The sequence below is a fragment of the Methylobacterium sp. E-041 genome (genome assembly GCF_022829665.1).
Classification (GTDB): Bacteria; Pseudomonadota; Alphaproteobacteria; order Rhizobiales; family Beijerinckiaceae; genus Methylobacterium.
In genome coordinates this window covers 94,846-112,915 of the sequence record NZ_JAKSYQ010000228.1, presented here as the reverse complement: position 1 = coordinate 112,915, position 18,070 = coordinate 94,846, and the positions used below count along the sequence as shown (strand labels likewise).

Sequence of the window (18,070 nt, the reverse complement as noted above, 5' to 3'; positions counted from 1 at the left end):
CGGTTTGCCCGAGATGCCGGCGGCCCTCCCGGCCGAAAGGCCGACGGCGCTGCCCGCCGCCCGCTCGCCCACCGCCCTGGCGCTTCGGCGCGGTCTCCGCCACGGCGGCTTTGTCATCGGTGCCGGCATCCTCGGGACCATCCTGCTCTGCGCGCTCGCCGCCCCGCTGATCGCGCCCCACGATCCCTACGCCCAGGACGTCTCGCGGCGCCTGATCCCGCCGATCTGGCAGGCGAAGGGCACGTGGGACCACGTGCTCGGCACCGACAAGCTCGGGCGCGACTACCTCAGCCGCCTGATCTACGGCAGCCAGATCTCCCTGCTGATCGGGATCGCGGCGGCCGCCATCTCGGGCTTGATCGGCACGACGCTCGGCATCTGCGCCGGCTATTTCGGCGGCCGGGTCGACGCGATGGTGAGCTACGTCGTCACCACGCGGCTGGCCATGCCGGTGGTGCTGGTGGCGCTCGCCATGGCCTCCCTCGTCGGCGGCTCGCTGAAGGTGGTGGTGCTGGTGCTCGGCTTCCTGCTCTGGGACCGTTTCGCCGTGGTCACCCGCGCGGCGACCCGGCAGATCCGCGACCAGGATTTCATCGCTGCGGCCCGCGCCACGGGCTTCTCCCCGGCCCGCATTCTGTTTCAGGAGGTGCTGCCGAACATCCTCAACGCGCTCATCGTGGTGGCGACCCTGGAGATGGCGCACGCCATCCTGCTCGAGGCCGCCCTATCCTTCCTCGGCCTCGGCGTGCAGCCGCCGCTGCCGTCCTGGGGCCTGATGATCGCCGAGGGCAAGCCGTACATGTTCTTCCAGCCCTGGGTGATCACCATCCCGGGCGTCGCGCTCCTGATCCTCGTCCTCGCGATCAACCTGCTCGGCGACGGCATCCGCGACGTCACCGCCCCCGAGGGGCGGCGCTGAGCCCCCCTTGCCCCGCAAAAAACCCCACCGCACCGAGATCGAGTGAGCCCATGTCCCGACACGACGCGATCGCGCGCGCCGCGCGCCACTACGACGAGGGCGGCTTCCTCAGCGTGCTGCAGGACGCCGTCGCCCGCCCGACCGAGAGCCAGACCTCGGGGCAGCTGCCGAAGCTGAAAGCTTACCTCGCCGACTTCCTGGTGCCGCGGATCGCGCCGCTCGGCTTCACCAGCCGCATCCTCGACAACCCGGACGGCGTCCACGGCCCGTTCCTCATCGCCGAGCGCCACGAGGGCGACGCGCTGCCCACGGTGCTGATCTACGGCCACGGCGACACCGTGCGGGGCTATCCCGAGCAGTGGCGCGACGGCCTCGACCCCTGGACCGTGACCATCGAGGGCGAGCGCTGGTACGGCCGCGGCACCGCCGACAACAAGGGCCAGCACATCCTCAACCTCGGAGCGCTGGCGGCGGTGATGGCGGCGCGCGACGGGCGCCTCGGCTTCAACACCAAGCTGCTGATCGAGATGGGCGAGGAAGCCGGCTCGCCGGGCCTGCGCGACCTCTGCCGCGCCGAGGCCGCGGCGCTCAAGGCCGACGTGCTCATCGCCTCGGACGGGCCCCGCGTCAGCGCCGAGCGGCCAACGGTCTTCCTGGGCTCGCGCGGCGGTTACACCTTCGAGATGGTGCTGGACCTGCGTGAGGGCAGCCACCATTCCGGCAACTGGGGCGGCCTGCTGCGCAACCCCGGCACGGTGCTGGCCAACGCCATCGCGACCCTCGTCGACGGACGCGGCAAGATCCTTCTCGACGCCCTGCGGCCACCGGCGCTCCCCGACAACGTGCGGGCGGCGTTGGCCGACATCACTGTGGGCACCGATCCGACCGCGCCGAAGATCGACGCTGATTGGGGCGAGCCGGGACTGACCGCGGCCGAGCGCGTGTTCGGCTGGAACACCCTCGAGGTGCTGGCTTTCAAGACCGGCGACCCGGACGGACCGCTCAACGCCGTGCCGCCCACCGCCAAGGCGACGCTGCAGCTGCGCTTCGTCGTCGGCACCGACTGGGAAGGCATCCTGCCGGCCCTGCGCGCCCATCTCGACGCCCACGGCTACCCGATGGTCGAGGTCCGTGCCGCGCGCACGGAGGTGTTCCGCGCCACCCGGCTCCCCGTCGAGGACCCGTGGGTCGACTGGGCGCTGGCCTCGATCGCCGAGAGCACGGGCAAGCGGCCGGCCCTGCTGCCGAACCTCGGCGGCTCGCTGCCCAACGACGCTTTTTCGGAGATCCTCGGCCTGCCGACCCTGTGGGTGCCGCATTCCTACCCGGCCTGCCTCCAGCACGGCCCCGACGAGCACCTGCTCGGGCCGCCCTCGCGCGAGGCCCTGATGCTGATGGCGGGCCTGTACTGGGACCTCGCCGAGACCGGGCCGGCGGTGCTCGCCCGGCGTGAAGCCCTCAAGGGAGCCTGAGCATGAGCGAGCCCGTCGTCCGCATCCGGAACCTCACCCTGGCGCTGCCGAAGGGCTCGGACCGTCCCCACGCGGTCGAGGACCTCTCCCTCGACCTGATGCCGGGCAGGATCCTCTGCGTCGTCGGCGAGTCGGGCTCGGGCAAGTCGATGAGCGCCTACGCGCTCACCGGCCTCCTGCCCCGCGCGCTGAAGCCGGTCGGCGGGGAGATCCTGTTCGAGGGGCGAGACCTGCTCACCCTGGACGAGCGCGGCTGGCGCAGCCTTCGCGGTCGCCGCATCGCCATGGTGTTCCAGGAGCCGATGACGGCCCTCAACCCGGTCATGCGCATCGGCGACCAGATCGCCGAGATGTTCGAGGCGCACGGCCTCCTCACGCCGGCCGAGCGCAGGGCCCGGGCCGTCGCGCTCGCCACCGAGGTCGGCCTGCCCGATCCGGGGCAGATCGTGCGCGCCTACCCGCACCAGCTCTCCGGCGGCCAGCGCCAGCGCGCGATGATCGCCATGGCGCTCGCCCTCGAGCCCTCGATCCTCGTCGCCGACGAGCCGACCACGGCGCTCGACGTCACCACCCAGGCCCAGATCCTCCAGCTGATCCGCGACCTGCAGCGGCGGCGCGGCATGAGCGTCCTGTTCATCACCCACGATTTCGGCGTGGTGGCGGACATCGCCGACCATGTCGCCGTACTCCAGCGCGGGCGACTGGTGGAGCAAGGCAGCGCCGAGACCGTCCTCCAGCATCCGCAGCACCCCTACACCCAGGCCCTGCTCGCGGCGGTGCCGAGCCTGGTGCCGCCGGCGCGCGCCTCCCGCGAGGCCGAGCCGCTCGCCCTCTCGGCCATCGGGCTGACCAAGACCTACGCCACGCGCGCCGGCCTGTTCGGCAAGCCGCGCGTGGTCGCGGCGGTCAAGGAGGTGGCCTTCGACGTCCGCCGCGGGGAGACCCTCGGCCTCGTCGGCGAATCCGGCTCCGGAAAGTCCACCACCGCGCGCCTCGCGATCCGGCTGATCGAGCCGGACCGGGGCACGGTGCGCCTCGGCAGCCTCGACTACACGGCGTTGGCGCCGCGCGCGCTGCGTGACGAGCGCCGGCGCATCCAGATGATCTTCCAGGACCCGTTCGCATCCCTGAACCCACGCCGCACCGTCGAGCAGATTATCACCGCCGGCCCGATCGCGCACGGCACACCCGGGCGGGAGGCCCGCGCCCGGGCTCGCGAGCTCCTCGACCTCGTCGGCCTCTCGGCGAGCGCGGCCGAGCGCTATCCGAACGCCTTCTCCGGCGGCCAGCGCCAGCGCATCGGCATCGCCCGGGCGCTCGCCATGGAGCCCGACGTGCTCGTGGCCGACGAGGCGGTCTCGGCCCTCGACGTCTCGGTCCAGGCGCAGGTGCTCGACCTGCTGGAAGACCTCAAGCAACGCCTGAACCTTGCAATGCTGTTCATCACCCACGACCTGCGCGTCGCCGCCAAGATCTGCGACCGCATCGCCGTGATGCATCGCGGTGCCATCGTGGAGATGCGGCCCACGGCCGACCTCTTCCGGCAGCCGGATCACGCCTACACCCGCTCGCTCCTCGCGGCGGTGCCGGGCCTGCAGCCTATTCAGCCCTGATAGCACGACGGCCTGCGGGACGATCGAAGCTTCGGTCGGCCGAAGCTGCGGGACGCCAGGCTGACGGCTGCGCGGGGAGGCGTTAGCAGTGGTCCCGACGCCTGGGTCGGAGGCGGAACTTCCGCTTCGAAGCGAAGGACTCAGGTTGGCTGCCCACCCTATGCAGCGCCCTGTAACGTCCGCTTCCGGCCAGCTTGGTGCACGATGTCCTACGGCCGGAGTGGGCGGTTCCCAGTCGGTCCGCTCGCGGGCGGGAACTGGCCGAAGCGGACATCGCCACCGCGCCCGCTTACAACCCTTCTCAGACGCTCGGAAGGTCCGCTTTGTAGCAGCCTGATCGACGGCGATTTTAGGCCGGGTCGGATGGATTTCTGCCGTTCCGCTTCCGGGTGGGAGTTGGCGGCAGACGCTGTCGTGCGGCGGTCGGCTTGGCGCTCTCGATAGGGCGCCGGGGCGCTGATGTCTCAGGGGCGCAGAAGTCGACTGATGGAACGCAGCCAACTTGAAGTATGCAAGGGACGGGGTGGAAGAGCCCTATACGCTCGAAAGGGCAAATTCTACAAGGGCCCTTACCATACTTCGGGTGTTTCCGGGCGGTTTCTAGATTGTAAAAAATATACTGGATGTGCGACAAATAGGCAGTTTGAGCGAGAAATTAATCTATAATTTACGGCAAGAATTACAATTCAAGTCGAAGAGGTCGTAGACCCTCCGGCTGGGAGTCTGTTGGTGCGCTTGTTCGATAGCTCTTTCCGTGCGCTGTTCGAGGCCATCGACCGCTCGCGCGCCCGCATCGCGTTCGCCCCCGATGGCACGATCCTCGATGCCAATGCGAACTTCCTCGGCCTCGTTGGCTACACGCTGGCGGAACTGAAGGGCCAGAACCACCGCAAGCTCGTCACGCCGGCAGAGCGCGACGCGCCGGCCTATCACGCGTTCTGGGACGCATTGCGCAAAGGGGAGTCCCAGACCCGCGAGTTCAAGCGCATTGCCAACGATGGTCGTGCGATCTGGATCCAGGCGACCTATAATCCAGTGCTGGACCGCGCCGGCCGCGTTCGCAAGATCGTCAAGTTCGCGTCCGACATCACCTCGCAGGTTCAGCGCGCGATCGACCATGAAGGCCAGCTTGCTGCCCTCAACCGCTCGCAGGCGGTGATCGAGTTCTCTCTCGACGGCACCGTCCTGACGGCCAACGCCAACTTCCTCGCTGCCGTCGGCTACCGGCTCGATGAGATCCGCGGGCAGCGGCACAGCATGTTCGTCGATGCGGACGAACGGACGGGGGAGGCTTATCGCAACTTCTGGGCTGAGCTGGGACGCGGCGAGTTCATGTCGGGCGAGTTCCGGCGGATCGCCAAGGGGGGGCGTGAGGTCTGGATCCAGGCAACATACAATCCGATCCGTGATCGCGATGGGGTTCCGATCAAGGTGGTGAAGTTCGCGACCGACATCACGGCCCAGGTGCACGAGCGGCAGCGTCGCGCCGAAGCGCAGCAGGCGATCGGCACCGATCTCGACGCGATCGGCCAAGCCGTCGAGAACGTCACCCGTCAGACGGCCGAGACCGCCGGCACGGTGGGGCAGGTGTCCAACGACATCCAGTGCGTCGCCTCGGGCGCGGAGGAGTTGTCGGCTTCGGTCGGCGAAATCAGCCAGCAGGTGAGCCATGCCGCGCGGATGGCCGCCCAGGCGGTCGAGCAGGCACAGCGCACGGGCAGCATCGTCGCCGGGCTGAGCGGCCAGGCGGCGCAGATCGGCGACGTGGTGACGCTGATCCAGGGCATCGCCGCGCAGACCAACCTCTTGGCCTTGAACGCGACCATCGAAGCAGCGCGCGCCGGCATGGCCGGGAAAGGTTTCGCGGTGGTCGCCTCCGAGGTGAAGGCGTTGGCTGAGCAGACCGCCAAGGCGACCGACCAGATCCGTGGGCAGATCTCCGCCACACAGGCCGCCGCACGCGAAGCCGTGGATGCCATCGGCTCCATCCAGGGAACGATACGCTCGCTCGATGAGGTGTCGGGCGCCATCGCCGCTGCTGTGGAGGAACAGTCCGCCGTGACCCGGGAGATGTCGGGAAGCATGCATACGGCCGCCCACGGGGTGACGACGATCGCCGGAAGCATGGAGGACATCGCCCGGGCAAGCGAGCAGGTCGATCAAGCCACCCGAAAGGTTCGCCAGGCAGCACGAGCGGCTGTCTAGAGACGTCGTCCCAGGCGCGGACGAGATGAGCGCTGAGTTCGCTTCTCTTGTCCGATGGTCCAAGCCGACGCGATCGGTCGTCGGCTCAAGCGCACGGGATACGATCGTGGATGCCGATCAGGAAAACGGATCCACCAACGCAGTGCCGGTTCGCTTGCTGCTCCAAGGCCTACGCGCTCAACGAGAGACATTACGATCGGGCACCGAAAGATTTTGGGCGTCTTCGTTGCAGATGCACCCGAGCTTTGGTCCCTCCACCGACGACCTGAAAGACATCTCCGTGCGAGCCCTAGCGGAAGTCGAGCTCCTGATCCCACACGGCAAAACTCTGCTCGGTCCACACCCAAAGGCGCAACCATAAAAAGGCGCGAGTAAAGCCATCGCAGCCAGGTGCGATGGCCACCTCTGATTACCGGACACTTCCGACTCTGATATCACCAGTGAAGTCGACATGCATTCGATCGTGACTTGCGTTCGAGACTTCCACGACGAGCAGCTGTTGCTGTTGGCCGCAGTCGTATGCAGCGTCGGCATCTACGCCTCATCCGCCATCGCCGCTCATGCGGCGCGTTCGGAAGGCCTAGCTCGGCGCAAATGGGGCATCGTCAGTATCGTCGCCGCCGGCTGTACCGCGTGGGCGACCCACATGATCGCCCTGCTCGCCTATCGACCCGGCATGGCGGCCGGCTTCGAACCGATCCTGACGGCAGTCTCGCTGTTCCTCGTGATCGGGGGGATCGGCACCGGGGTCGGCCTCTCCATCGGCCAGCGCGCGCGTGCGCCCCGCTTCGTGGCAGGCGTCATCCTGGGTTCGGGCGTCACCGCCCTCCATTACGTCGGACAGGCGTCATATCGGGTGACGGGGCACGTCACCTGGGACTGGGGCTTCATCGCCCCATCCGTGCTCCTGAGCCTCGGTCTTTCCGGCCTCGCCCTGATCATGGCGGGTGAGCGCGATCGCTCCCGCCGACGTTTCGCCGGCCCCCTGCTGTTCGGTTCGATCGTGGTCCTGCATCTCGCCGGTATGACCGCGGTCACCATCGCCTACGACCCTCAGGTGGCATTGCCCGCCTCCGCCATCGCCCCGGAGACGATCGCCCCGATCATCGCGCTCGTCTCGTTCGGCCTGCTCAGCCTCGCCTTCTTCGGCTTGCGGTCCGCCTTGAATGCCCGGGCGCAGCTGCGCAGGGACAGCGCGCGTCTGCGGGAGCTGGCAAGCCTTTCGCTCGAAGGCCTCGCCGTATGCGACGGCGAAGTCGTGACGACGGCCAATCGTAGCCTTGAAGAGATGTCCGGCCTGACTCAGGCACAGTTGGTCGGGTGCAACGTGAAACGCCTGCTCCCCGGACTGGTGCTGGGCGACCTCCCGGAACACGAGGAACGCGAAGTCGAGCTCGTCGACGCCGCGGGTGGGCATGTCCCGGTCCGCGTCGTACGGAAGGACATCTCGCTCGGCCACAAGCGCCAGACCGTGATCGCCTTCCGGGACCAACGGGAGCGCCTGCAATCGGAAGCACGGCTCCGGACGCTCGCCTTCACGGACACCGTGACTGGGTTGCCCAACCGGGCTCGCTTCGGCGACCTGCTGACCCACCATTCCGCGACCTTGCGGAACGGGGAAGGCGGCTTCGCCGTGCTGATGCTCGATCTCGATCGGTTCAAGTTCGTCAACGATACGCTCGGTCACGGCATGGGCGACGACCTCCTGCGCAAGGTCGCCGCACGGCTGCAAGCCGTCGTCGGCGAAACCAACATCGTGGCACGTCTCGGCGGGGACGAGTTCGCCATCCTGCTTCTGGGCTCCGTCGGCGTCGCGTCTGCGGAATCCCTGGCGGTTGCCCTCGTGGAGGCGATCGATCGACCCTTCCTGCTCGACGGGCAGCTGGTTCATGTCGGCGTCAGCATCGGTATCGCGATGGCTCCGCTGAACGGCAGCCAACCCGAGGAACTGCTCCGCAATGCCGATTTCGCCCTCTACAAGGTCAAGGGTGAGGGCAAGGGGTCTTTTTGCCTGTTCGAGCCGGCGCTTGCCGAACGCATGCAGGCGCGCATCCGTTTGGAAGCCGACATGCGCCGCGCCCTCGAGGTCGGCGAGTTCGAGGTCCACTACCAGCCGCTCGTCGATGCCGAGACGGGGGTAGTGACCGCAGCGGAAGCCCTGGTCCGCTGGCGTCACCCTGTACGCGGCCTCATTCCGCCGATCGAGTTCATCCCCCTGGCCGAGGAGACCGGCCTCATCCTGCACCTGGGTGCCTGGGTGCTGCGAACGGCTTGTACGCAGGCGTCGACGTGGTCCAGCTCGATCAAGGTGGCGGTCAATCTCTCGCCCGTTCAGTTCCGCGACGACCGTCTCGCGGAAACGGTCGCTGCGACCCTCGAAGCGACCGGGCTTGAGGCGGGCCGTCTCGAACTCGAAATCACGGAAGGCGTCATGCTCGACGACGAGGAACGGACCCTTTCGATGCTCACGAAGCTCAAGGCGCTTGGTGTCAGCCTCGCGATGGACGACTTCGGGACCGGGTATTCCTCACTCAGCTATCTGCGCCGCTTCCCGTTCTCGAAGATCAAGATCGATCGTTCCTTCGTTCGTCTCCTGCCTGAGGATACGGAGAGTGCGGCGATCGTCCGGGCCATCATCACCATGGGCGCGTGCCTGGGTATGACGACCACCGTCGAAGGTGTGGAGACGGCGGAACAGTACGCGTTCGTCGCCGAGGCCCAATGCAGCCAGGTTCAAGGCTATCACGTCAGCCGTCCGCTGCCCCATCTCGAGTTCCTCAGTTTCCTGACGGGCATGAAGGCCGCGGCTTGAGCAATCGCTGACGTTCGTCGCGCTGCTTTCAGGATGAACCCGACATTTGCTTTTCATCGCGCATGACGGGTCCAACGCGGTGCAGACGACGCTGAACGCCCACAATCCGCGTGTCACGCCCGCACGCGTGGTGACGGGGCCGATCCTGCTCACCGGACTTGCGACGCGCACGACGTGCGGCGGCGCGATGAGGCTGCGGACCGGAACCTCGAAGTCGAAGAAAGTGCACACCTACTGCAGCTGCTCGACGAAGGCGCGTCAGGGTGCGACGGGCTGCCCCGGCCGCTCGATCCGAATGGTGACGTTCGACTCGCTCGTCACCGACGGCCTCGTAGCCGAACTGCTGCAGCCCGAGCGACTGCGGGCTACTTTGGCTTGTCTCTGGGCGCTCAGAGCTGAGCGTGCGCCGGATGTCGACGGCCGCGTGGCTGCGAAGCGAGCTCGCGATAGCGGAGAAGAAGCTGCGGCGGCTCTACCGGCTGGTGGAGAACCGTGAAGACGAGCCGGACGACCTCTTGAAGGAGCGGCTTTCGGCTGTGTGGGCGGAGCAGGAACTGACAAAAGCCGCGCTCGGCGGGATCCGTGATGTCGGTCCGGGTCCAGCAGAGATCAGCCCCGAAGCGATCGAGCGCCTGATGCGCGAGCACGTGACGTCGGGCGAGATCCCGTTTCGAAAGGCGTGGGTTCAGGCGATCGTCGACCGGGTGGAGGTCGGAGCGGACGAGATCCGCATCGTCGGCGACAAGGAGAGCCTAAAAACTGCCGTGACAGGAGCCGGTGGCACAGCCGTGCCTGATGTTCGCAGTCCTATACGGAAGTGGCGCGCCCACGGGGAATCGAACCCCGGTCTGATCCGTGAGAGGGACCTGTCCTAACCGCTAGACGATGGGCGCGGTCGCTGCGGCTGATGAAGCTATCGGCCGGCGAGGCGTTCGTATAGCGACGGTACGGCGATGGAGCAAGACCCGGGCGGAGCCTTTTTCGCCGGGTCGTGAGGAGTGGCGTGTTGCAGGGTTTCGAGATCGAAGGCGAGCGGCAGGCGGTGATCGGGCCGGAGGCGGAGCGGGTTCGCCTCGACAGGGCGTTGGCGATCGCCTTTCCCGACGTGTCGCGGGCGCGGTTGCAGGAGCTGGTCAAGGCGGGCCACGTCCGCCGCGACGGGGTGACGATCCTGGATTCGGCGGTGAAGGTCGGGCCGGGCACGGTGCTCGCGGTGGTGCTGCCCGAGGCGGTGTCGGCCGAGCCGCAGGCGGAGGCGGTCGACCTCGTCATCGCCTACGAGGACGACGACCTCGTCGTGATCGACAAGCCGGCGGGGCTGGTGGTCCATCCGGCGCCCGGGCACGCGGCCGGCACCCTCGTCAACGCGTTGATCGGCCATTGCGGGGCGAGCCTGTCGGGGATCGGCGGCGTGCGCCGGCCCGGCATCGTCCACCGGCTCGACAAGGACACGAGCGGGCTGATCGTCGTCGCCAAGAACGACGCCGCCCACAAGGGCCTCACCGCGCAGTTCGCCGACCACGGCCGCAACGGGCCGCTGGAGCGGGCCTATCTCGCCCTGGTCTGGGGCCTGCCCGAGCCGCGGGTCGGCACCATCGACGCCAACCTCGACCGCAGCCGCAAGAACCGCGAGAAGATCGCGGTGGTGCGCCCCGAGGAGGGCCGGCACGCGGTGACGCACTACGCGGTCGAGGCGGCCTACCCCGAGGCCGCCCTGGTCCGCTGCCGGCTCGAGACCGGGCGCACGCACCAGATCCGCGTGCACATGACCCATCGCGGGCATCCGCTCCTGGGGGATGCGGTCTACGGCGGCGCCTTCATCACCAAGGCGGCGCGGCTGTCGGAGACCGCGCAGGCCGCGCTGAAGGCCCTCGGGCGGCAGGCGCTGCACGCGGCGCTGCTCGGCTTCGCCCATCCGCGCACCGGCGAGCACCTCCGCTTCGAGAGCCCGCTCCCGCCGGAGATGACGCGGCTGCTCGCGGCGCTGGCGGAGCGTTGAGCCGCGTGGCCGCCGGGCCACGGTCAAGGACCAGCGTGTGAAACCGCACCGAGGCCCGCGACCGATCGTGACAGGTTCGACCTTCCGAAGGCGTGATGCGTTGAGATCTATGTTCGCGTCGCGGACCCGCTACCGGCTCGGAGTTTTCCCCTCTACCATGGGGATTCGGAGAGCCGGCTTGAGAAGCGGTGCTCCGCACCAGAGTGTCCGCCCGCCAGGGGGACCATCGTCAAGGAGAATGCCATGGCCGGCGCATTGCCCGTGCTCGCCAACGAAGGTGGCCTGTCGCGCTACCTCGACGAGATCCGCAAGTTCCCGATGCTGGAGCCGACGGAAGAGTTCACGCTGGCCAAGAACTGGCGCGACGGCGGCGACCGCGAGGCGGCGCACCGCCTCGTCACCTCGCACCTGCGCCTCGTCGCCAAGATCGCCATGGGCTATCGCGGCTACGGGCTGCCGATCGGCGAGGTCGTGTCCGAGGGCAATGTCGGCCTGATGCAGGCGGTCAAGCGCTTCGATCCCGACAAGGGCTTCCGCCTCGCGACCTACGCGATGTGGTGGATCAAGGCGGCGATCCAGGAATACATCCTGCGCTCGTGGTCGCTCGTGAAGATGGGCACCACCGCCAATCAGAAGAAGCTGTTCTTCAACCTGCGCAAGGCCAAGGGCAAGATCTCGGCGCTCGAGGAGGGCGACCTCAAGCCGGATCAGGTGGCGCAGATCGCGACCCGGCTCGGCGTGCCCGAGCAGGACGTAATCGACATGAACCGCCGCCTGTCCGGCGACACCTCCCTCAACGCGCCCCTGCGCGAGGAGGGCGAGGGCGAGTGGCAGGATTGGCTCGTCGACAACGCGCCGAGCCAGGAGACCGTGCTGGCCGGCGAGCAGGAAGGCCAGAACCGGCTTTCGGCGCTGCGCGACGCGCTCTCGGTGCTCAACGCCCGCGAGCGCCGCATCTTCGAGGCGCGGCGCCTCGCCGACGATCCGATCACCCTGGAGGACCTCTCAGGCGAGTTCGGCGTCTCGCGCGAGCGCGTCCGTCAGATCGAGGTGCGGGCGTTCGAGAAGGTCCAGGAAGCGGTCAAACGCAACCTCGCGACGCGGGAATTGCCGCGCATGGGTGCGTGACGCCGAAACCAGCGTCGGCGGCGACATCCGGGCATGTCCCCTCCCCCCATACGGGGAGGGCGGCACGGCCTTCCGTCGGAGCGGTCAGCTCACTTCCACTGGTCGAACGCCTCCTGCACCACCTGCGTGCCGGCGCTGCCCTTCTCGAAATTGAGCACGGCGCGCTGCCCGCTGGCGTAGCGGATCGCGATGTCGAACCAGGGCTTGTGCAGCAGCAGGTCGGTGTTGCGGTCGACGTCGCCGCGCAGCGACGACAGCCCGATCAGGAACAGGTTCTCCCGCACGCGGACCGGTAGGCCCGAGACCGGCGAACCGCGGGCGGCCTCGTCGTCCTTGGCCTGAAGCAGGCCGATATCCTGCACCGAGCGCTTCTCGCCGTCCGCGCCGGTGCCGGTGAAGACGAGATTGATCGTGTGCGAGGCCGGCAGGGTCTGGTCGAGGTTGCGCTGGATCGTCATGACCAGCGTGAGGCCGGCCTCCGGCACCGTCATCGTGGCGACGATCGCCGTCTCCAAGGGCTGGCCCTGCTCGCCGGGAACCGAATCGAGGCGCCAGACCACGCGGCCGGTCGTCGAGGTCGGCGCCGCGTTCTGGCCCGCGGTGTTCTCCTCGATCAGGACGGCGCGCTGCGCAACCGCGATCCCGGGTTGGCTCGGCGGGCTCGCGGGATTGCGCGACCCGGCCTGATCCGTCGCGACGGCCGGCGGCGATGCCTTCGGAGCGGGGTCGCCGCCGATCCGGTCCGAGAACTTCGTCTCGGCGCCCTCCGGCTGGGTTTCCGCCGTCTCGGCACCGCCGGAGGGCAGGTTCGCCGGCTTGTCGCGCAGCAGGAACGCCGCGACCGCGATCAGCCCGATCACCACCGTCAGGACGATGCCGACGAAGGCGTTGCGCAGCATCCGCGAGCGCCCGCCGCGCGGCGCCACCACGTCGATGCGCGGGCGCTGCCGCCCGTTCGCCGCATCGTTGGCGGCGATCGGATCGTCGACGGCCTCGGCCGGCTGGACCGCCGCGGGCTCCGGCTCGGGGATCGGATCCGGGCCCTTCGGCTTGCGCGCGGTGATCGGCACGGCGGCCTCGCGCGGCTCCTCCGGCGCCTTCGGCAGGAAGGACGGGGCCGGAGCCGGCGGGAGGAACGGCGTGGCTTCGGGCTGCGGCTCGGGCTCGAGCACGGGGGCCGGCAGCGGCGCCGGGGTCGGCTCGGGGATCGGCGGTTGCGGCGGCGGAGGCGGAGGCGGCACGATCGCCGGCGCGGGCGGCGGGGCGACCTCCGGTGCGGGCGCGGGTGCGCCGTAATCGACCTCCAGCCGCGCGATGGCGTTGTCGAGCGCCTGCCGCTCGAGATCGATGTCCGCCTCGGGCAGCGGCGGGTCGAGGGAGCGGAGCTGGCCGATCAGGGCGTTGCGCGCGCGCTCGTAGACCGCCTTGCGCATGGCCGGCGTCCGGTCGGGCAGGGCGTCGAGCGCCCGCGCCAGCAACGGGTAGTAATCGGCCATGTCCTCAGGGATCCGCGGGTTCGCGGTCCGCGCGTCGCGCGGACCGGACGATCAATCCTCGAAGGGATTGTGCATCAGGATGGTGTCGTCGCGCTCCGGCGACGTCGAGAGGAGCGCCACCGGGCAGCCGATCAGCTCCTCGATGCGCCGGACGTACTTGATCGCCTGCGCCGGCAGCTCGGCCCAGGAGCGGGCGCCGGCGGTCGTCTCCGACCATCCGGGGATCGTCTCGTAGACCGGCTCGACCCGGGCCTGTGCGGCCTGGCTCGCCGGCAGGTGGTCGATGACCGCGCCGTCGAGGCGGTAGCCGGTGCAGACCTCGATCGTCTCGAACCCGTCGAGGATGTCGAGCTTGGTCAGGGCGATGCCGTCGATGCCCGAGGTGCGCACGGTCTGGCGCACCAGCACCGCGTCGAACCAGCCGCAGCGCCGCTTGCGCCCGGTGTTGACGCCGAACTCGCGGCCCTTCCGGCCGATGGTATCGCCGATCTCGTCGAACAGCTCGGTCGGGAACGGGCCCTCGCCGACGCGGGTGGTGTAGGCCTTGGCGATGCCGAGCACGTAGCCGATCGCGCCCGGGCCGAGGCCCGAGCCGGTCGCCGCCTGCGCCGCGACGATGTTCGACGAGGTGACGAAGGGATAGGTGCCGTGGTCGACGTCGAGCAGCGCGCCCTGCGCGCCCTCGAACAGGATGCGCTTGCCGGCGCGGCGCTCCTCGTCGAGCAGCGCCCAGACCGGGCAGGCATAGGGCAGGATCGTCGGCGCGATCGCCTTCAATTCGGACAGCAGGGCGCCCGCGTCGACTTCGGCGATGCCGAGGCCGCGGCGCAGGGCGTTGTGGTGGGTCAGCACCCGCTCGATCTTGGCCGGCAGGGTGTCGGCATCGGCGAGATCGACCACGCGGATCGCGCGGCGGCCGACCTTGTCCTCGTAGGCCGGGCCGATGCCGCGCTTGGTCGTGCCGATCTTCAGCCCAGCGTTGGCGGTCTCGCGGAAATGGTCGAGCTCGCGGTGCAGCGGCAGGATCAGCGTCGCGTTGTCGGCGATGCGGAGGGATCGCGGCGAGACCTCGACGCCCTGCGCCTGGATGCGGGCGATCTCGTCGACGAGGTGCCACGGGTCGACGACGACGCCGTTGCCGATCACCGAGAGCTTGCCGCCGCGCACCACGCCCGAGGGCAGCAGCGCCAGCTTGTAGGTCACGCCGTCGATGACGAGCGTATGCCCGGCATTGTGGCCGCCCTGGAAGCGGACCACGATGTCGGCCTGCTCGGAGAGCCAGTCGACGATCTTGCCCTTGCCCTCATCGCCCCATTGGGCGCCTACGACGACGACGTTCGCCATGCGTGCCTTCAGACCCGTGGCCCGTTCGCGGGCGCCCGGCGTTGCGCCGCGCGAGAGAAAACCCGTTGCCGTGAGGGTGTTTCCGCGATCCGGTCCGGGAAATCAAGCAAACCGCCCCCGCCGTGTCGAACCGGCAGGGGACGAGCTTCGGCGCGGAGCCTATTTGGCTTCGGTTCCGGGCTTCTGCCCCGGCAGCTCGCCCGGCTTGATCACCGGCATGGAGCCGGCGTTCGGGTTCGGCGGCTCAACCACCATGCCGGGGGCCGCGTTGCCCGGCGGCTTGATGACGCCGTCGCTCTGCCGCAGCTTGTCGCTGAGCGTGGAATCGGCCGGCGGCGCGTCGGCATTCGGGCGCACGCGATCGGGCGGCGTCTGGTTCTGGGGCGGCAGCACCGGATCGCTGTCGCGATCCTTCAGCGGCGCATCGGGATTCTGGGCGAGCGCGGCCGTGGCGACCAGCGCGAAGACCGAGGCGGCGAGCCCCGTCAGGACCTTTGACAACGAAGACCTCCCTCTCGTTCGCGATCGGGAAGCAAACACCGAGGCCGGGGAACCGTTCCTATCGCGATCTCCTGGGACGCGGATGCCTCGTTCGAATCGAGCGCCGCTTCGCTCCCCCCTCTGCGGGAGAGAGTGGCCCGCGAAGCGGGTCGGGAGAGGGGAGCGCCGTATCCGGAAAGGTCGCTCCCCTCTCCCGAACCTCGCTGACGCGAGGCCGACCCTCCCCCGCAGAGGGGGGAGCGAAGGCGCGGCGAGGAATGTCTCCGATTGGGTCGCGAAAGGTTCCCTCAGCTCCCCCGCGCCATCGCGATGTAGAGCTCGCGCAGGCGGCGGGCGATCGGGCCGGGGACGCCCTCGCCGATCGTGCGGTCGTCGATGGCGACGACCGGCATCACGAAGGCCGAGGCGCTGGTGTAGAACGCCTCCGCCGCCGCGTAGGCCTCCTCGACGGAGAACAGGCGCTCCTCCACCGTCAGGCCGGTCTCGGCGGCGAGCCGCATCACCGCGGCGCGGGTGATGCCGGGCAGGAGCGCGGTCGAGAGCGGGCGGGTGACGAGGCGGCCGTCCCCGGTCGCGATGAAGGCGGTGGAGGACGAGCCCTCCGTGACCGCGCCGTCCTCGACCATCCAGGCTTCGGCGACGCCGGCCTCCGCGGCCGCCTGCTTGGCCAGCACCTGTGCGAGCAGGGCGACCGACTTGATGTCCCGCCGCTTCCAGCGCAGGTCCTCGACCGTGACCACCTTGGCGCCCGTCTCGGCCAGCGTGTTGGCGAGCACGGTCTTGGCTTGCGTGAACATCATCACGGTCGGCGGCGTGCCGGCGGGCGGGAAGGCGAAGTCGCGCTCGTGCACGCCGCGCGTGACCTGCATGTAGACCAGCCCCTCGACGACCCCGTTCCGGGCGACGAGCTCGGTCTGCAGGCGCTCCCAGGCGGCCGCGTCGTGCGGGTTGCGGATGCCGATCTCGCCGAGCGACCGGTCGAGGCGGGCAAGATGCGCCGCGTTGTCGACGAGGCGCCCGTCGATGATCGCCGAGACCTCGTAGATCCCGTCCGCGAACAGGAACCCGCGATCCATCACCGACACGCGGGCCTGGTCGAAGGGCAGGAATTCGCCGTTGAGGTAGACGATGCGGGGTGACGCCACGGCGGATGCCCTTTGCGATGACCGGTCGATATCGTTCCTAGCAGGATTCGTGCGGGGTTCAGCCGTCCCCGAAGACCCGCGAGAAGATCGTGTCCACGTGCTTGAAGTGGTAGCCGAGATCGAAGCATTCCTCGATCTGCTCGGGCGACAGGGCCGCCGTGACCTCGGCATCGCCCTTCAGCAGGGCGAGGAAGTCGCCCTCCCCGCGCCAGACCGGCATCGCGTTGCGCTGGACGAGGCGATACGCGTCCTCGCGGCTGACGCCCGCCTGCGTCAGGGCCAGCAGCACGCGCTGCGAGTGGACGAGGCCGCCGAGCCGGTCGAGATTCTTCTGCATCTGGGCCGGGTAGATCAGCAGCTTGTCGATCACCCCCGTCATGCGGGCGAGCGCGAAGTCGAGGGTGATGGTGGCATCCGGCCCGATCATCCGCTCGACGGAGGAGTGCGAGATGTCGCGCTCGTGCCAGAGCGCCACGTTCTCCATCGCCGGCAGCGCGTAGGCGCGCACCATGCGGGTGAGCCCGGTGACGTTCTCGGTCAGCACCGGATTGCGCTTGTGCGGCATCGCCGACGAGCCCTTCTGGCCTTCCGAGAAGAACTCCTCGGCCTCCAGCACCTCGGTGCGCTGCAGGTGACGCACCTCGATCGCGAGCCGCTCGAGCGACGAAGCGACGACGCCGAGCGTCGCGAAGAACATCGCGTGCCGGTCGCGCGGGATGACCTGGGTCGAGACCGGCTCGACCGTCAGCCCCATCTTCTCGGCGACGTAGGCCTCGACCCGCGGGTCGATGTTGGCGAAGGTGCCGACCGCGCCCGAGATCGCGCAGGTGGCGATCTCCTCCCGCGCCAACACCAGCCGGGCGCGGTTGCGCACGAACTCGGCGTAGGCCTGGGCGAGCTTGAGGCCGAAGGTGACGGGCTCGGCGTGGATGCCGTGCGAGCGGCCGATGGTCGGGGTGAGCTTGTGCTCGAGCGCGCGGCGCTTCAGGGCGGCGAGCAGCGCATCGACGTCGGCGATCAGGATGTCGGCGGCGCGGACGAGCTGGACGTTGAGGCAGGTGTCGAGCACGTCCGACGAGGTCATGCCCTGGTGGACGAAGCGCGCCTCCGGCCCGACGATCTCCGACAGATGCGTGAGGAAGGCGATGACGTCGTGCTTGGTCACCGCCTCGATCGCGTCGATGCGGGCCACGTCGAACACCGCATCGCGGCCCTTCTCCCAGACCTTGTCAGCGGCGTCCTTCGGCACCACGCCGATCTCGCTAAGCGCCGTGGTGGCGTGCGCCTCGATCTCGAACCAGATGCGGAAGCGGGATTCGGGCGACCAGATCGCCGTCATCGCGGGGCGGCTGTAGCGGGGGATCATCGGCGTCTCGGATCTCGCGGGCGTATCGAGCCGCGCGCCTAGCACGGCTGGGCCGGGAGGTGAACGCACC

General features: G+C 69.1%; 13 protein-coding genes and 1 tRNA gene. 8 read left to right on the top strand and 6 right to left on the bottom strand.

The window, feature by feature from the left end:
- The first annotated feature begins 13 nt into the window (after nt 1-13).
- The 6 genes from MKK70_RS21020 (at nt 14) to MKK70_RS20995 (ending at nt 9,517) form a co-directional block, all read left to right on the top strand.
- Entirely contained in the window at nt 14-919 is a 906-nt protein-coding gene (locus tag MKK70_RS21020; RefSeq protein WP_409568305.1) for an ABC transporter permease, read from the top strand.
- A 50-nt stretch (nt 920-969) separates the two neighbouring features.
- Nucleotides 970-2,391, top strand: coding sequence for a M20 family metallopeptidase (locus MKK70_RS21015; protein ID WP_243949668.1), 1,422 nt, complete (start codon nt 970-972; stop codon nt 2,389-2,391).
- A gap of 2 nt (nt 2,392-2,393) precedes the next feature.
- Nucleotides 2,394-4,004 carry an ABC transporter ATP-binding protein gene (locus tag MKK70_RS21010; RefSeq protein ID WP_243949667.1) on the top strand — a complete coding sequence of 537 codons (1,611 nt, stop codon included), beginning with the start codon at nt 2,394-2,396 and terminating at the stop codon, nt 4,002-4,004.
- 723 nt (nt 4,005-4,727) lie between these two features.
- Entirely contained in the window at nt 4,728-6,209 is a 1,482-nt protein-coding gene (locus MKK70_RS21005; protein ID WP_243949873.1) for a PAS domain-containing protein, read from the top strand.
- A gap of 451 nt (nt 6,210-6,660) precedes the next feature.
- Nucleotides 6,661-9,021, top strand: a complete 2,361-nt coding sequence (locus tag MKK70_RS21000) for a putative bifunctional diguanylate cyclase/phosphodiesterase (RefSeq protein WP_243949666.1) — start codon at nt 6,661-6,663, stop codon at nt 9,019-9,021.
- A 46-nt stretch (nt 9,022-9,067) separates the two neighbouring features.
- Complete coding sequence (locus MKK70_RS20995) at nt 9,068-9,517, top strand: zinc ribbon domain-containing protein (RefSeq protein ID WP_243949665.1); 450 nt, start codon at nt 9,068-9,070, stop codon at nt 9,515-9,517.
- Between the two features lie 322 nt (nt 9,518-9,839).
- Here MKK70_RS20995 and MKK70_RS20990 read toward each other — a convergent pair.
- Nucleotides 9,840-9,914: transfer RNA gene (locus MKK70_RS20990), tRNA-Glu, on the bottom strand.
- A 128-nt stretch (nt 9,915-10,042) separates the two neighbouring features.
- Between MKK70_RS20990 and MKK70_RS20985 the strand changes: the two genes are divergently transcribed.
- On the top strand, nt 10,043-11,020 hold the full coding sequence (locus MKK70_RS20985) for an RluA family pseudouridine synthase (protein WP_243949872.1): 978 nt from the start codon (nt 10,043-10,045) through the stop codon (nt 11,018-11,020).
- Between the two features lie 243 nt (nt 11,021-11,263).
- Nucleotides 11,264-12,148, top strand: a complete 885-nt coding sequence (gene rpoH, locus MKK70_RS20980; RefSeq protein ID WP_147728070.1) for an RNA polymerase sigma factor RpoH — start codon at nt 11,264-11,266, stop codon at nt 12,146-12,148.
- 89 nt (nt 12,149-12,237) lie between these two features.
- Here rpoH and MKK70_RS20975 read toward each other — a convergent pair whose 3' ends face one another.
- From MKK70_RS20975 to purB, 5 genes are all read right to left on the bottom strand, one after another.
- Complete coding sequence (locus tag MKK70_RS20975; protein WP_243949664.1) at nt 12,238-13,644, bottom strand: histidine kinase; 1,407 nt, start codon at nt 13,642-13,644, stop codon at nt 12,238-12,240.
- Nucleotides 13,645-13,695: 51 nt separating this feature from the next.
- Complete coding sequence (locus MKK70_RS20970) at nt 13,696-14,988, bottom strand: adenylosuccinate synthase (RefSeq protein WP_243949657.1); 1,293 nt, start codon at nt 14,986-14,988, stop codon at nt 13,696-13,698.
- Between the two features lie 159 nt (nt 14,989-15,147).
- A complete protein-coding gene (locus MKK70_RS20965; protein WP_243949656.1) occupies nt 15,148-15,489 on the bottom strand; it encodes a hypothetical protein in 342 nt (113 codons plus the stop codon).
- Between the two features lie 287 nt (nt 15,490-15,776).
- A complete protein-coding gene (locus MKK70_RS20960) occupies nt 15,777-16,634 on the bottom strand; it encodes a D-amino-acid transaminase (RefSeq protein WP_243949654.1) in 858 nt (285 codons plus the stop codon).
- Nucleotides 16,635-16,692: 58 nt separating this feature from the next.
- Nucleotides 16,693-18,000, bottom strand: a complete 1,308-nt coding sequence (gene purB, locus MKK70_RS20955) for an adenylosuccinate lyase (protein WP_243949652.1) — start codon at nt 17,998-18,000, stop codon at nt 16,693-16,695.
- Nucleotides 18,001-18,070 lie beyond the last annotated feature (70 nt).

Coding starts and splice junctions, on each gene's coding strand:
- rpoH (WP_147728070.1), top strand. CDS start 11,264: ATGGCCGGCGCATTGCCCGTGCTCGCCAACGAAGGTGGCCTGTCGCGC.
- MKK70_RS21020 (WP_409568305.1), top strand. CDS start 14: ATGCCGGCGGCCCTCCCGGCCGAAAGGCCGACGGCGCTGCCCGCCGCC.
- MKK70_RS21010 (WP_243949667.1), top strand. CDS start 2,394: ATGAGCGAGCCCGTCGTCCGCATCCGGAACCTCACCCTGGCGCTGCCG.
- purB (WP_243949652.1), bottom strand. CDS start 18,000: ATGATCCCCCGCTACAGCCGCCCCGCGATGACGGCGATCTGGTCGCCC.
- MKK70_RS20970 (WP_243949657.1), bottom strand. CDS start 14,988: ATGGCGAACGTCGTCGTCGTAGGCGCCCAATGGGGCGATGAGGGCAAG.
- MKK70_RS21000 (WP_243949666.1), top strand. CDS start 6,661: ATGCATTCGATCGTGACTTGCGTTCGAGACTTCCACGACGAGCAGCTG.
- MKK70_RS21015 (WP_243949668.1), top strand. CDS start 970: ATGTCCCGACACGACGCGATCGCGCGCGCCGCGCGCCACTACGACGAG.
- MKK70_RS20975 (WP_243949664.1), bottom strand. CDS start 13,644: ATGGCCGATTACTACCCGTTGCTGGCGCGGGCGCTCGACGCCCTGCCC.